General features: G+C 60.0%; 14 protein-coding genes and 1 pseudogene. 7 read left to right on the top strand and 8 right to left on the bottom strand.

The window, feature by feature from the left end; translation table 11 throughout:
• The coding region (locus MOV76_RS07730; protein ID WP_247264239.1) for a divergent polysaccharide deacetylase family protein at positions 1 to 855 on the top strand (855 nt) is incomplete at its 5' end.
• A gap of 37 nt (positions 856 to 892) precedes the next feature.
• Positions 893 to 1,426, top strand: coding sequence for an RNA pyrophosphohydrolase (locus tag MOV76_RS07725; RefSeq protein WP_018244117.1), 534 nt, complete (start codon positions 893 to 895; stop codon positions 1,424 to 1,426).
• Between the two features lie 87 nt (positions 1,427 to 1,513).
• Here MOV76_RS07725 and bfr read toward each other — a convergent pair whose 3' ends face one another.
• The 5 genes and pseudogenes from bfr to MOV76_RS07700 all read right to left on the bottom strand — a co-directional run bounded on the left by bfr (position 1,514) and on the right by MOV76_RS07700 (position 8,346).
• The gene (gene bfr / locus MOV76_RS07720; RefSeq protein ID WP_017966050.1) at positions 1,514 to 1,999 is read right to left on the bottom strand and encodes a bacterioferritin; all 486 of its coding nucleotides are present in this window, start codon (positions 1,997 to 1,999) and stop codon (positions 1,514 to 1,516) included.
• Positions 1,965 to 2,395: pseudogene (locus tag MOV76_RS07715) on the bottom strand ((2Fe-2S)-binding protein). The gene bfr and the pseudogene MOV76_RS07715 overlap by 35 nt, the downstream one beginning before the upstream one ends.
• An 89-nt stretch (positions 2,396 to 2,484) precedes the next feature.
• Positions 2,485 to 5,949, bottom strand: coding sequence for an error-prone DNA polymerase (locus tag MOV76_RS07710; RefSeq protein WP_247264238.1), 3,465 nt, complete (start codon positions 5,947 to 5,949; stop codon positions 2,485 to 2,487).
• Entirely contained in the window at positions 5,946 to 7,391 is a 1,446-nt protein-coding gene (locus MOV76_RS07705) for a DNA polymerase Y family protein (RefSeq protein WP_309506111.1), read from the bottom strand. Before MOV76_RS07705 ends, MOV76_RS07710 begins: the two co-directional genes overlap by 4 nt.
• Positions 7,392 to 7,401: 10 nt before the next feature.
• Entirely contained in the window at positions 7,402 to 8,346 is a 945-nt protein-coding gene (locus tag MOV76_RS07700; protein ID WP_247264237.1) for an ImuA family protein, read from the bottom strand.
• A 161-nt stretch (positions 8,347 to 8,507) separates the two neighbouring features.
• Between MOV76_RS07700 and MOV76_RS07695 the strand changes: the two genes are divergently transcribed.
• On the top strand, positions 8,508 to 8,945 hold the full coding sequence (locus tag MOV76_RS07695; protein ID WP_003589582.1) for a metallopeptidase family protein: 438 nt from the start codon (positions 8,508 to 8,510) through the stop codon (positions 8,943 to 8,945).
• A gap of 108 nt (positions 8,946 to 9,053) precedes the next feature.
• On the opposite strand, the gene MOV76_RS07690 is transcribed toward MOV76_RS07695, so the two are convergent.
• Together MOV76_RS07690 and MOV76_RS07685 are read right to left on the bottom strand one after the other, a co-directional pair.
• Complete coding sequence (locus tag MOV76_RS07690; RefSeq protein ID WP_018244122.1) at positions 9,054 to 9,260, bottom strand: DUF1737 domain-containing protein; 207 nt, start codon at positions 9,258 to 9,260, stop codon at positions 9,054 to 9,056.
• Positions 9,260 to 10,180 (bottom strand): CoA ester lyase, encoded by a 921-nt coding sequence (locus MOV76_RS07685; RefSeq protein ID WP_247264236.1) that lies wholly within the window; start codon positions 10,178 to 10,180, stop codon positions 9,260 to 9,262. Before MOV76_RS07685 ends, MOV76_RS07690 begins: the two co-directional genes overlap by 1 nt.
• 138 nt (positions 10,181 to 10,318) lie before the next feature.
• Between MOV76_RS07685 and MOV76_RS07680 the strand changes: the two genes are divergently transcribed.
• The 3 genes from MOV76_RS07680 (at position 10,319) to leuD (ending at position 11,831) form a co-directional block, all read left to right on the top strand.
• The gene (locus MOV76_RS07680; protein WP_018448376.1) at positions 10,319 to 10,552 is read left to right on the top strand and encodes a hypothetical protein; all 234 of its coding nucleotides are present in this window, start codon (positions 10,319 to 10,321) and stop codon (positions 10,550 to 10,552) included.
• Between the two features lie 113 nt (positions 10,553 to 10,665).
• The gene (locus MOV76_RS07675; RefSeq protein WP_247264235.1) at positions 10,666 to 11,088 is read left to right on the top strand and encodes a glyoxalase/bleomycin resistance/extradiol dioxygenase family protein; all 423 of its coding nucleotides are present in this window, start codon (positions 10,666 to 10,668) and stop codon (positions 11,086 to 11,088) included.
• 134 nt (positions 11,089 to 11,222) lie between these two features.
• Entirely contained in the window at positions 11,223 to 11,831 is a 609-nt protein-coding gene (gene leuD, locus MOV76_RS07670) for a 3-isopropylmalate dehydratase small subunit (RefSeq protein WP_247264234.1), read from the top strand.
• 61 nt (positions 11,832 to 11,892) lie between these two features.
• Here leuD and MOV76_RS07665 read toward each other — a convergent pair whose 3' ends face one another.
• Positions 11,893 to 12,825 (bottom strand): pyridoxal-phosphate dependent enzyme, encoded by a 933-nt coding sequence (locus tag MOV76_RS07665; RefSeq protein ID WP_247264233.1) that lies wholly within the window; start codon positions 12,823 to 12,825, stop codon positions 11,893 to 11,895.
• A 169-nt stretch (positions 12,826 to 12,994) separates the two neighbouring features.
• Here MOV76_RS07665 and leuB point away from each other — a divergent pair, with 169 nt between their 5' ends.
• Positions 12,995 to 14,107 carry a 3-isopropylmalate dehydrogenase gene (leuB, locus tag MOV76_RS07660; protein WP_247264232.1) on the top strand — a complete coding sequence of 371 codons (1,113 nt, stop codon included), beginning with the start codon at positions 12,995 to 12,997 and terminating at the stop codon, positions 14,105 to 14,107.
• Positions 14,108 to 14,316: the final 209 nt, after the last annotated feature.

Genomic DNA, 14,316 nt, shown 5'->3' with positions numbered 1-14,316 from the left:
GACGGCGGCGGGCCGGTGCTGGTCGACGCCATGCAGATCGGCCAGGATCCGCGCATGGCAGCCCAACCCAATGATGCGCTGCTCGAAGAGACGCCTTTTGGCAGGCTGCCGATCGTCGGCCCCGATGGCCGGAGGCCGATGGATCAATATGCGCGTCCCTCGTCCGGCGCGCGCGGCGTCCGCATCGCCATCGTCGTCAGCGGCCTCGGGCTCAGCCAGACCGGAACGCAGCGCGCCATCGCCGAACTGCCGGAAGAGATCACCTTCGCTTTCGCCGCAAGCGGCAACAGCCTGCAGCGCTGGATGCAGGAGGCCCGCCGCGGCGGTCACGAGATCCTTTTGCAAGTACCGCTCGAACCTTTTGATTATCCGGCGAACGATCCGGGCCCCGAAACGCTGCTGACCACGAAGTCGGCCGCCCGCAACATCGAGAACCTGCACAAGGCGATGGGCGAGATCACCAACTATACCGGCGTCATGAATTATCTCGGCGGCCGTTTCCTGTCTGATCCCGCCGCCATGGAGCCTGTCATGCGCGACATCGGCAAGCGCGGGTTGCTGTTTCTCGACGATGGCACATCAGCGCAGTCGAAGACGGCGGCGATCGCCAAGGGAACCGAACTGCCCTATGCCTTCGCCGACCTGCAGCTCGACGGCCAGCTTGATATCAATGCCGTCCTGAAGAAGCTCGACGAACTCGAGCGCATTGCCCGCAAGAACGGCCAGGCGATCGGCGTCGCCGCCGCTTTCGATGAGAGCGTTGACGCCATCGCCAAATGGAGCGAGGAGGCTGCGATGCGCGGCATCGAGATTGTCGGCGTTGCCGCCCTTTCCAACGACCCCAGGAATCCTTGAGAGAATCCCTGAGAAGAATCCCAGAACGGAGAAGAAGATGAGCCAGGCGACCGTGAAAGCCGAGGATCTGCCCTACCGCCCCTGCGTCGGCGTGATGATCCTGAACCGCGATGGCCTCGTCTGGGCCGGGCGGCGCATCTCCGACGGCAATTCCGAATATGACGGCTCGCCGCAGCTCTGGCAGATGCCGCAGGGGGGCATCGACAAGGGCGAGGATCCATTGGACGCCGCCTACCGCGAGCTTTACGAGGAGACCGGCATCAAGACGGTGACCCTGCTTGCCGAAGCGAGAGACTGGATCAACTATGATCTGCCGCCGGCACTGATCGGCATCGGGCTGAGAGGAAAATTCCGCGGCCAGACTCAGCGCTGGTTCGCTTTCCGCTTCGATGGCGACGACAGCGAAATCGCCATCAACCCGCCGCCTGGCGGCCATGAACCGGAATTCGATGCCTGGGAATGGAAGCCGATGCAGCAACTGCCGGAGCTGATCGTGCCCTTCAAGCGCGCCGTCTATGACCAGGTGGTGGCCGAGTTCCAGCACTTGGAAACACTTCAATCGGAAGACTGATTGCCGCTGGATGATTGCTACCGTTTGTGCTCGGCAGCAGGAATAGGGTCACCGGCCGCCATCGGCGGCCGGCATCTCGTTCGAATCTTATTCGGCTTCGTTGGCGGAATCGGCGTTGAGCTGGCCGTATTTGCTCTCACCGATTTTCTCGAGCAGGTCGATCTGTGTTTCGAGGAAGTCGATATGACCTTCCTCGTCCGCCAGCAGCTCCTCGAAAAGTTTCATGGAAACGTAGTCGCCGGCGTCATGACAGATATCGCGCGACTTCTTGTAGGCCGTGCGGGCGTCGTACTCGCCGGCAAGATCGGCTTCTAGAACTTCCTTGACGTTCTGGCCGATGCGCAGAGGTGCGAGGGTCTGCAGATTGGGATGGCCTTCGAGGAAGATGATGCGTGCAACTAGCCGGTCGGCATGGTGCATCTCTTCGATGGATTCGGCGCGCTCCTTCTTGGCGAGCTTGGTGTAGCCCCAGTCCTCAAGAAGACGATAGTGAACCCAATATTGGTTGACCGCACCGAGTTCGAGGAACAACGCCTCGTTAAGCCGCTCGATGACCTTTTTGTCGCCTTTCAATGTCCGCTCTCCTGTTTTCCTCATGGAATTGTTTCAAGCGGGACATGAAATCAAATATTTCGGTCTCCGTCGAGTGGCGACGGGCGTGATATTCCTCCGTCGTCTGGATAATGATGTCGACGACGTTGGGGAAGCAACCGCAGCAGCGGCCGCGTTTTTCCATGGCGTGGTAGACCTTCGCAGGCACGATAAGCTGCCAACAATCTTCATCGAGAAGATTGGTGATAACCTCCCGGATTTCCTTATCGGTTATATAATTGCAGCTGCAGACAAGCACGTCTTCATTCCAAACATGACACTGACTATCGTGTTTTCTGCTAAAGAAGATGGTGGCTGTCAAGAAAAAATTCGAGTCCGCAGCATTGAACAACGGTGTGCGAATGAGGCCTCATGCATATCGTCCGGGATTATGCAGCGGTTTCAGGATGATGACGCCATAAGGCAAATGAAGACAACCTGCATGGTCCTGATCGCTGCGACGTACTTCAATGGAAGTTGCGTCCGCGCGGCATAACCTCAGCGGTTTCCCCCGCGCCGGCATGGCGGCCTGTGGCAACCATCCGTTTTTCCAGCTCCGCCCGCTCCTGCGCATTCGCAGCCTTTTTCTGCCGCTGATCGACACCCGGCCTCAGCACCTCGTCTGCCCGCTCGCAGACGCCGAAACGCCGGGCCTCACGTTGCAGGATACCAAGCGCCGGCGTCATGTCCTCGATATGCTCGACGACGGTATGGATCACTCCGCTCTGGCTTTGCAGCCTGCCGCGGATTTTCACCAGCCGGGCGCCCATCACAACTGAGCGGTATTTGTCGAATATCTTGTTCCAGACGATCGCATTGGCCACCCCGGTCTCGTCCTCCAGCGTCATGAAGATCACACCTTTTGCCGAACCAGGTCGCTGGCGCACCAGCACGAGGCCCGCAATCGTCACCCTCTGCCCGTTCGCGACCTTCAACAGATCGACATTGCGCGTCACACCCGCCTTGCGCAATTCCTCACGCAGGAAGGAGACGGGATGCGCCTTCAGCGACAGTGAGAGATAACGGTAGTCCTCGATGACCTGCTCTCCCGGCAGCATTTCCGGCAGCTTCGCTACAGGCTCGATCTGGAGGTCGACATGACGGACCTGCTCGAAGAGCGGCAGCTCCTCGGCCGCGTTCCTCAGATCCAGCGCCCGCACCGCCCAAAGCGCGTCGCGTCGTGACAGTTTGAGGGACTGGAACGCATCGGCATCCGCCAGTCGCTCGATGACGGATTTCTGCAGACCGGACCGCAGCCAGAGATCGCGTACCGAACCGTAGCCTTCGCCTCGATTGCTGACGAGCCGCTCCATATCGTCTGTCGAAAGGCCCTTGATCTGCCGGAAACCCAACCGCACCGCATGCCGGGTCTTGATGACCTCGCGCATCTTGTCATGTCGGAAATCGATGGCATTCCGATCGAAGACAGCCTCTTCCAGACCGCAATCCCAGTTCGATTCATTGATGTCGACCGGCAGGATCTTTACCCCGTGCTCGCGTGCGTCCCGCACCAGCTGCGCCGGCGCATAAAATCCCATCGGCTGGGAATTCAGCATCGCCGTGCAGAAGATGTCGGGATAATAGGCCTTGAGCCATGAGGAAGCATAAACGAGCAGCGCGAAGGAGGCGGCATGGCTTTCCGGGAAACCGTATTCCCCGAAACCTTTGATTTGGTTGAAGCATTGCTTCGCGAACTCCGGATCATAGTCCTTTGAGACCATTCCTTCGATGAACCGCTTTTCGAAGTTACCGATCGTACCCGTTCTCTTGAATGTCGCCATCGCTCTGCGAAGCTTGTCGGCTTCCGCCGGTTTGAAGCCGGCGGCGGTAATGGCGATCTGCATGGCCTGTTCCTGGAACAAGGGCACGCCGAGGGTTCTTTCCAGAACCGTTTCCAGCTCCTTGCTCGGATATTTGATCGGAATGTTTTTGGCCCGCTGCTCCCGGCGCTTCAGATAGGGATGCACCATATCGCCCTGGATCGGTCCTGGCCGCACGATCGCCACCTCGATGACGAGATCGTAGAACACCTTCGGCTTAAGACGCGGCAGCATGCTCATCTGCGCCCGGCTTTCGATCTGGAAGACGCCGAGCGTATCGGCCCGGCCCATCATCTCGTAAACCGGCTCGCCTTCGTTCCCATGCTCCTTGTTGCCGAGGTCTGCGAGCGTCTTCTTCACGTCGTAATGCAATTCAAGCAGCGAAAAGGCCTTCCGCAGACAGGTCAGCATGCCGAGCGCCAGCACATCCACCTTGAGGATCTTGACGTTATCGAGGTCGTCCTTGTCCCACTCGATCATGTACCGATCCGGCATCGCCGTCTTCATGATCGGCACCACCTCGTCGAGCCTATCGCGCGTGATGACGAAGCCGCCGACATGCTGGGTGAGGTGGCGCGGGAAGCCGAGAAGTTCGGACGCATACTGAAGAACGTTTCGGGTCACCGGATCCTTGACGTCGAGACCCGCCGCCTTCGCGTCCCGCTCCGAGAGATTATCCTCCGACCAGCCCCAGACGAGGCTGCTGATCGCCGACTGGACATCCTCCGAGAGCCCAAAGGCCTTGGAGACCTCACGGCCCGCCGAGCGCGTACGGTAGGTCGTCACCCCCGCCGTCAACCCAGCATGTTCTATGCCGTATCTTTTATAGATGAACTGGATGACCTCTTCGCGCCGGTTATGCTCGAAATCGACATCGATATCCGGCGGTTCGTCGCGATCCATCGAAATGAAGCGGTCGAAGAGCAGTGTGCTTTTTTGAGGATCGACTTCCGTTATTTCAAGGCAATAACAGATGACCGAATTTGCCGCCGATCCGCGCCCCTGGCACAAGACCTTAAGTTCATAGCGGGCGTGCTGGATGATCCTGTGAACCGTCAGGAAATAAGAGGCATATTTCTTTTTTTTAATGAGATCGAGTTCATACTCGATCTGTGGCGCCACCTTGGGCGGGATACCCTTGGGATAGCGTCTTGCCGCTCCCGCTCTCGTCAGCCTTTCGAGAGTCTCCTGCGGCGTTTCACCAGGATCGTTTTCCGGCGGATAATTGTGCTCCAGTTCCTTCAGCGAAAAGGTCAATTTGCCGAAAAAGGCCTGCGTATTGTCGATCGCACCAGGATAGTCCCGGAAGATCCGGGTCATTTCACGTGAATCCTTGAGGTAACGCTCGGCATTCGGCGCCAGAAGGAATCCGGCTTGCGATATCTGCACATGCTCCCGGATCGCGATCACGATATCCGAAAGCGGCCGCCGTTCAGGATGATGGTAAAGCGGCTGGTTGGTTGCAATCAGCGGCACGCGGTTTCGAGCGGCAAGCATGGCAAGCACCGCAAAGACCTGCCTGTCGCGGCCATCATAGGCTGACGACAGCGCCATGAAAAATGCCTTGCGGAACCGTCTGCGGAACCGTTCCAGATAATCTTCCAGCGTCGACTGACCCGCCTGACGGTCGACAAGGGTGCGATCGGGAACGAGAGCAAGCATCATCTCATCCCCCCATTCCATGAGTTCCGCTTCCGTCAGAATGCAGCTTCCCTTGACCGCTTCTTCTTTCAGGTTGCCGGCGCTCAGAAGACGGCAAAGGTTCGCCCAGCCCCGCCGGTTCCGGGGATAGGCGAGGATATCAGGCGTTCCATCGGAAAAGACGAGACGAGCGCCCGGCTGAATCCGGATAGGATCGAGGATCTCCTCCTTTTTTCCTTCCTTCTCCGCTTGGGCTATAATCTCGTCCCTGTTTTTATATCTCTCCTCAAGCTGCTCCGCCTGCGCATGCGCCCGCACCACACCGGCAACCGAATTCCGGTCCGCAACGCCGAGACCGCCGAGCCGTAGACGAGCAGCCTGCACGACCATCTCCTCGGGGCCAGAGGCGCCTTCAAGAAACGAGAAGTTCGTCCTTGTGCCGATCTCGAAGAATGCGCGCGCGGTTGTCATGCGAACACGCCATGCATGAACCAGCGAGGATCAAGCGCCTGACCATAAAAGCCCCGCCGATAGATCCAGAAGCGATGTCCGGTCTCATCCTCGATGCGAAAATAGTCACGCGCCTCGGCGTAATTTCCATCGATCCACCATTCCATGGCAATCCGTTCCGGCCCTTCGCTTCTTGCCACCTGATGCTGCATGCGCCGCCAGCGAAAGATCTGCGGCGGACCATCGGGCACTTCGGCAAGTATGGTCTCGACGGGCTCCGGCGTTGCAAAGAGCCGCAGCGGGCGCTCTTCGCGGAAAGGAAGCTGGATGTCCTGCACGGCCTTCCGCCTGGGAAGGCTCTCCATCACAGGAACCGTGATGACGGCGCGTTCCGGAACATGGCTCTCGCGGAGCTGGAAGCTTTGCAGGCAATCCGCACCAAGTCGGGCCGAGACCCGGTCGACGAAGGCCGAAAGCGAGATCTCTCCCTGCCGGTCGCCTTCGAAATCACCCTGCGCTTCGTTGAAGGGATCGTGCCGCAACACATTCAACCGCACGATCTCGAAACCATAGCCGGCATCGAGATCGTCATAGACCGCCTGCAATCGCTCGGAAAAAAGCCCGGCAATGAACTTTGGTTCGCGAAGCGGCTGCGAAGCGCCGACGGAGATGCGAAAGACCCTGCCGTCGACGCGGAACAGGACCAGTTCGAACACCCGTCCGCCAGCCCCCCGCGCTTCCAGCGACGGCTGCAGCGATAAGGCGACCTGCCTAGTGACGGTAAGGATCTGCTCTTCCGTCCCGATGGGCTCGATCAGACGGCTTTCGGCCGAAAGGCTGGCAACAGGACGCCGGGGCGAGACCGGCTCCTCTTCACGTCCCAGCGCCTGGTCGAGACGCAGAAGCAGCTCCGGGCCGAACCGGCGGGTCAGCGGCGCCCGCGGTGCATCGATGACGTCGCCGATATATTTCAGACCGAGCTTGTTCAGGGCATCGACGGTTTGTCCCTCCAGCCGCAGGGCTGCGACCGGCAAGGACATCAGCACATGTTCCGTCCCTTCGTCCTCGATCACGCCGCCTTGCCCGAAGCGGGAAGCGGCCCAGGAAAGGCCGGGCGACGATGAGATCGCGCCCCGCGCATCGAACCCCATATGAAAAAGCCGCGACAGCACATCCCGAAGAAGCGCCTTTTCACCGCCGAAGAGATGGGCGCAACCGCTAATGTCGAGAAACAGACCGTCCTTCCCGTCGAACGCCACCAGCGGCGTATAACGGTCGCACCAGTCGGCAATTGCCTCCAGCAACCGGCGGTCGGCCGCCGGATCCTCTTCCGCGACCTCGAGCATGGGGTACATGGCGCGCGCTTCGGCAACGCCCAGCTCCTTCCTCAACCCCAGCCTCTCGGCCAACTCGTCCAGTGCCGTCAGCCGCAGGGCATTGTTGAGCTTGCCGGAACAGACGATAGGCGGCGTCTCAGGACGCCCTTTCGAACGCCAGGAGAGCCCCCATCGCTTGCGGGCGATGCGATCCGTTGGCAGATGCGGGAAGCTGAGCGCCAGAATGCGCTGACTGTTCGCCTGGAGGACGAACGAGGTTTGGTTCGGCGATAGGGAGAAATTCGCGTTCATGGGGGTTCCACTCCAGAAGAAAGGAGAGCGGGGCCGGATTGCGGCTCTTCTCCAGCGTGAGACGGAAAATCGGATTGCCGATGCTGCCGGAAAGTTTCGATCCATCCGGCAACGGCCGCAGACCGGACGGGGCTGGTTCGACATGCAGACGGAAGGCCGCACTGCTTGCCTCCTCCGCCCCGGCCTGGCGGACAAGAAAGAGCGGGCGGCGGGCAGCATGCGCCCTGAGACTAAGCCTGCGGCTTTCGGTCAGGCCGAAATGGGCGGGATTGCCTCGCACTTCGAAGATGACGGCCGAGAAGGCAGCGCTTTCCACTGCCACCTCCGCCAGCCAGAGCGCCTCGTCCAGCTTGCGCGGCGCCGCATGGAGAAATCGCTCCGGGCTCAGCCCGAAATCCCGAAGCCCGGGAGCATAGGGACGACCGGCCTCCAGCGTGCCGACGGCATCGCCGATCCAGAGCAACGGCAGAAGGCGGCCGGCATCCGCTTCCCGTTTTTGCAGTCGCGCGGCAACAGCCATCGCCAGCCCGCTTGCAGCACCTGCATCACGAGACAGAGCCGAGCGGAATTCGGTGATCGCATCGAGCGGCAGGCCGCCTTCCAGCGCCCCGTCGAGAAACTCCACCCCAAACGCGAGGGGCGGCAGAATGCGCTCCTGGCGGGTCTTGCGTCCTTCTGCCAGGGCTTCCTGTTCCGCTGCGGCAAGCGCCGGCGCGGGCCTTCCCTCCAGTCGGGCAATGGTTTCGCGGAGCGCAAAAAGCCGCTCGCGCGCCAGGGCGTGCTGCGCCATGGCGTTCTCCGATCCGTCTTGTTCCTGTTATGTTCTTATAGATTCCAGAGAGCTAATGAAGAGTCAACGGCCATTTTCTATGAATTTATTCCTGCCTTTGATTCCGCACTCGAAAATCGGCGATAAAGGTTCTATATGGGCCCGCAAAGGAAGGAATATTCATGGCCCGCATAGACCAGAGCGATGATTGGCGGGACCGCCATGCGCCGACGATCAGCACCTTCGAGTCGCTGGCCATGGAGGCCTATAGCCATCTGCCGGATGAATTCCGCCAGCTGACGACCAACCTCACGATCGAGATCGAAGATTTCCCCGATGACGACGTTTTCGAGGACATGGCGCTGGAAACCCCTTTCGATCTGCTCGGCCTTTTCGAGGGCAGGGGCATTTCCGAACGTTTCACGCTGGAAACCGGCGAGATGCCGAACCGCATCCGCCTCTACCGCCGCCCCATCCTCGATTACTGGGCTGAGAACGACGAGACGCTCGGCGATATCATCACCCACGTCCTGATCCACGAGATCGGCCACCATTTCGGGCTGAGCGACGATGACATGGAGCGGATCGAGGCAAGCGCCGAGGAAGCCGCCGAGCGCTAGAGCGCCGCGCGTCCAAAGGACGCGCTAAGGACGCTCCATCACTTTCAATCACGCATAATCCTTTCCGAAAATCGATTACGATTTTCGGAAAGGATTATGCGCTGAGCCTCACTGCTCGGAGAGCTTCATCTCAGGATGGTAATCCTTGCCTTCGACATGCTTGACGACGGCCTGACCGCACTGCATCGCGCCGGTTGCGGCATTGAAGGCATAGGTCGGCGAGCCCTCCAGCGACCAGCCCTTGTTGAGGGCGGCAGTGACCTTGTGGCAGAAGGAAGCATCGTCGGGACCGGTCAGGAAGCGGTAGAGTTTCATCACATCGTCTTTCGTGCTGCAGCCTGGCGGGCTGCGATCAGGCGGGCTTTATGGACCAGACTTTCCGCCTGGACAAGATGCAACCGCTCGACCATCCGCCCGCCTGCATTGATGACGTTCAGCCCATCGGAGGCAGGATCGGCAAAGGCCGATATGATCGCCTCCGCTTCCGCAATCGCTGCCGGATCCGGGCCGAAATGGCGGTTGGCGGGCTCGATCTGCGCCGGATGGATCAGCATCTTGCCGGCAAAGCCCATCGCCCGGCCCTGCAGACATTCGGCATCAAAACCCTGTTCGTCCCTGAAATCGTTGAAGACGCTGTCAATCGCATCGAGCCCGTAGGCGCTGACCGCAAGGACGACCTGCATCAGCCACGGCACGAGATAGTTCCGCCCCGGCTGCGGCAGCACGCCGCTTTCCTTGCGCAGGTCGTTGAGCCCGACGACGAGGCAATCGAGCCGCGAGCCCGGCGTGCGCCCGGCTTCGGCGATAACAGCCGCATTCAGGATGCCACGCGGCGTCTCGATCATCGCCCAGATACGCAGATCTTCCGGTGCATCCGCCTCGGAGAGAAGGTCGCCGACCGCCATGACATCCTGCGGTTCGTCGACCTTCGGCAGCAGCACGGCGTCGGGATTGAGCGCGATTACCAGTTCCATGTCCGCCAGGCCGAAATTGGTCGACAGGTCATTGATGCGGATAATCCGTTCCTTGCCTTCGAACGGCCGAGCCGAAAAGAAATTCCTCAGATTTTCCCGCGCTTCCGCCTTCCTTTCCGGCGCCACGGAATCCTCGAGATCGAAGATCACCGCATCGCAATCGACCGCATGGGTTTTTTCGAGGGCGCGGGGATTGATGGCGGGCACGCTCAGCACCGAACGGCGCAGGCGGGCGGAGCGGGTCGCGGGGTTTCGGCTCATGGCGAATTAGTGCCAAGCTTTGAAAGCCGAAGCAAGCAGCCCACCCCAGAACATCGAGCAGAACAACAAAAAGCCATGCTTGCCTTGCAGAGAGGAAAGAGAAGGACCACATTCCTTTCCGAAGAAAGGTCTCTAACCATGCAGAACATTCGTTCCATCTTCCTCATGCTTGCCGGCGCCACCGTTTTCGTGGCCATGCTGCTTCTCACCTTTTCGGTGACGCTCGCCGTCGGCGCCATCCTGACCGTGCTCATGGTCGGACGCGCGCTTTCGATGAAGATGAAGCCCGCTCCGGTCCGCGCCAAGGCGAACAATGGTAAGCCGGAGATGCGCGTGTGGAACGACGGCCGCGGTACGATCATCGATCTCTGATCACCGAATTTTCCAAAAAATTTTGACCGACACTGTCGGCTCCAGATTCCATCATGCGTCCTTGAAACAGCCAGGCATTCTGCCGGCTCGTGAAAAACGTATGGAGGACGAGCATGGATACGACGACAGAGAGCAACCCGACGAAGATGCCACCGGTCAAGAATGGCCTGCTGCCCTATCTGACGGTCGACGGCGCGGTGAAAGCTGCGGAATTCTACAAGAGGGCTTTCGGCGCCGAAGAGGCATATCTCGTGCCGGTCGACGAGAGCGGCCGAACGATGCATGTGCATCTCTACATCAACGGCAGCTCCCTCATGCTGTCGGATGCCTATCCCGAATACGGCCATCCTTTCAAAGGCCATGAAGGCTTCGCCATTCAACTGGTTATCGACGATATCGATTTCTGGTGGGATCGCGCGGTTGCTGCCGGCGCCGAAGTCGTCATGCCGGTCGAACTGATGTTCTGGGGCGACCGCTACGGCCAGCTTCGCGATCCGTTCGGCGTCCTCTGGGGCCTGAACGCACCGTCCAAATAAGGGGACAGGCGCAATCGGCGGATCGCGCGAAACGTCGCGTGGCCGCCGTCTGTGAAAGATTCTCCTTCATTTCGGCGAAAAACTGGACTAGATGCAAATTCAGAAAGTAGATTTGCTGAAATGGAGCATGGATCATGGATAAATTCGTGAAGCTCACCGGCGTTGCAGCGCCGCTGCCGGTCGTCAACGTCGACACCGACATGATCATTCCGAAGGATTATCTGAAGACGATCAAGCGCACCGGCCTCGGCACCGGCCTCTTCGCGGAAGCGCGCTACAATGAGGACGGCTCAGAAAACCCGGATTTCGTGCTGAACAAGCCGGCCTATCGCGATGCCAAGATCCTCGTTGCCGGCGACAATTTCGGCTGCGGCTCCTCGCGCGAGCACGCCCCCTGGGCGCTTCTGGATTTCGGCATCCGCTGCGTCATCTCGACCAGCTTCGCCGACATTTTCTACAACAACTGCTTCAAGAACGGTATCCTGCCGATCAAGGTCAGCCAGGAAGATCTCGACAAGCTGATGGACGACGCCTCGCGCGGCTCCAACGCCATCCTGACCGTCGATCTTGAGAATCTCGAGATCACCGGTCCCGATGGTGGCTTGATCAAGTTCGATCTCGACGAATTCAAGCGCCACTGCCTGCTGAACGGTCTCGACGATATCGGCCTGACCTTGGAAAAGGGCAAGGCGATCGACAGCTTCGAAAAGAAGAACGCCACTTCGCATCCCTGGGCAGCCTGAGCCTCTCCAATCGGTTGCCGATCAAGCCGGGTTTTTGCCCGGCTTTTTCTTTTGCGGCACATCAGAGAAATTTCTCTTTCCAGGCCTCAAGCTTTTCGAGCGACACGCCGATGCCGCCGCAGACTTCGATAAGCGGATTGTCGAAGCGCTGAAGCAGCCCGGCATGCACATCGGCAACGGCAAGGGCCGCACCGCAAGCCGGCTCGACCAGAATGCGCTGCGCATCGGCAAATTTCAGGCAGGCGGCAACGGCATCGGCGTCGCTGACGACAACACTTTCGATCGGATGCTGCTTCGGCAGGTCGAAGACATGCTGCGCCACCTGCCGCGCCCCGAGCGAATTGGCAATCGAGGTAATGGCGGGAAGGGTGATACGCTCACTCGCCTGGAGGCTGGCATGGAGCGAGGCCGCCCCTTCAGTTTCGACGGCGATAACAGGCACATCGGAAAGCCCGTTGCGCTTCAACCCCTCGACAATGCCGGCAAGCAGCCCGCCGCCGCCGACGCTGGTGACGACGCAATCGAATTTTGCACCTTTCGCCACCACCTCGTCGATCAGCGTGGCATGGCCATCCCACAGAAGCGGATGGTCGAAGGGGTGAACATAAGTCGCCTTTCGGCTCCGGGCGAGGTCGACTGCATGGGCATTGGCCTCATCGAAAACCGAACCGTGAACGAGGACATTCGCGCCCGTCGCGGCAATCGTCTGCCGCACATCGGCCGCCGTCGTCTCCGGCACGACGATCGTGACCGGCACACCAAGCGCCCGGCCGGCATAAGCCGCGGCAATGCCGGCATTGCCGCCGGAAGCACAGAAGATCTCGCGCGCCCCATTTTCCACCTCGTGCTGGCAAAGCCGTCCGACGCCGCGCAGCTTGAAGCTGCCGGAAGGCTGCAGCGCATCGAGCTTCAGCCAGAGCGGTTTGCCGCTGACGCTGTAGCCAGGTGCCGTCTGGACCAAGGGCGTGTCGAGATGGAGAGGCGCGAAAGGCATGGGAACCATCCAGGGAAATAAAGGTCGGGCTGCCGTTCTAATCCGTTTGCAGGCGCAGGAGCAACCATCGCTGCTCAGAGCGAAGCGTACCGATTCACCGCTTCCGTCGCTTGAAATGCCCATTTCCGGGGTCTAAGAAGCCGCAACTAGTTTTTCCCAGGAGGGTTTCATGACAGCGCGCAATCTTTTCCTGTTGCCGGGTGACGGCATCGGTCCCGAGGCCATGGGCGAGGTCCGCAAGATCATCGCCTATATGAACGAGGCGATGAATGCCGGTTTCGTCACCGACGAAGGCCTTGTCGGCGGTTGCGCCTATGATGCACATGGCGCTGCGATCTCGGAAGCCGACATGCAGAAGTCACTTGCCGCCGATGCCGTTCTCTTCGGCGCCGTCGGCGGCCCGAAATGGGATAGCGTGCCTTACGAAGTGCGCCCGGAAGCCGGTCTGCTGCGCCTGCGCAAGGATCTGCAGCTCTTCGCTAACCTGCGCCCCGCCATCTGCTATCCGGCCCTTTCTGCGGCCTCGTCGCTGAAGCCGGAGCTGGTCGAAGGCCTCGACATCCTCATCATCCGCGAGCTGACGGGCGGCGTCTATTTCGGCGAACCGAAGGAGATCATCGACCTCGGCAATGGCCAGAAACGCGGCATCGACACGCAGGTCTACGATACCTACGAGATCGAGCGCATCGCCGGTGTCGCCTTCGAAATGGCCCGCACGCGGCAGAACCGCGTCTGCTCCATGGAAAAGCGCAACGTCATGAAGTCGGGCGTGCTTTGGAACCAGGTGGTAACAGAGACGCACAAGGCGAAATATTCCGACGTCCAGCTCGAACACATGCTGGCCGATGCCGGCGGCATGCAGCTGGTGCGCCAGCCCAAGCAGTTCGACGTGATTGTCACCGACAACCTCTTCGGCGACATGCTCTCCGACGTCGCCGCTATGCTGACCGGCTCGCTCGGCATGCTGCCGTCGGCCTCGCTCGGCGCGCCTGACGGCAAGACCGGCAAGCGCAAGGCGCTCTACGAACCGGTACACGGCTCGGCCCCCGATATCGCCGGCAAGGGCATCGCCAATCCGATCGCCATGATCGCCTCCTTTGCCATGTGCCTGCGTTACTCCTTCAATCTGGTGAAGGAAGCCGACGATCTGGAAAAGGCGATCGCCAACGTGCTCGACAAGGGCATCCGCACCGGTGATATCATGGCCGATGGCGCAAGGCAGGTCGGCACCGTCGAGATGGGCGATGCGATCCTCGCCGAGTTCAAGACGCTTTCCGCCTGATATTTCACGTGAAACAGTTCTGGCCCTTCGCAGGATTCTTGCGGAGGGCTTTTTTCTCAAGGCCGCGAGCCGCATCGGCTTGGTCGAATTATCCCAAACCGACTATCCTCGGCCACAATCTCGTGTATTTTTGCGCCGGATTTTAACGAGCGTATAACCTCGACATTGGAAACGATCTTCCAATGGATTATGCGCCAATTCAAAATAAT

The organism is Rhizobium sp. PRIMUS64 (genome assembly GCF_023006465.1).
Taxonomy (GTDB): Bacteria; Pseudomonadota; Alphaproteobacteria; order Rhizobiales; family Rhizobiaceae; genus Rhizobium; species Rhizobium leguminosarum.
This window is presented reverse-complemented; position numbering and strand designations above follow the sequence as displayed.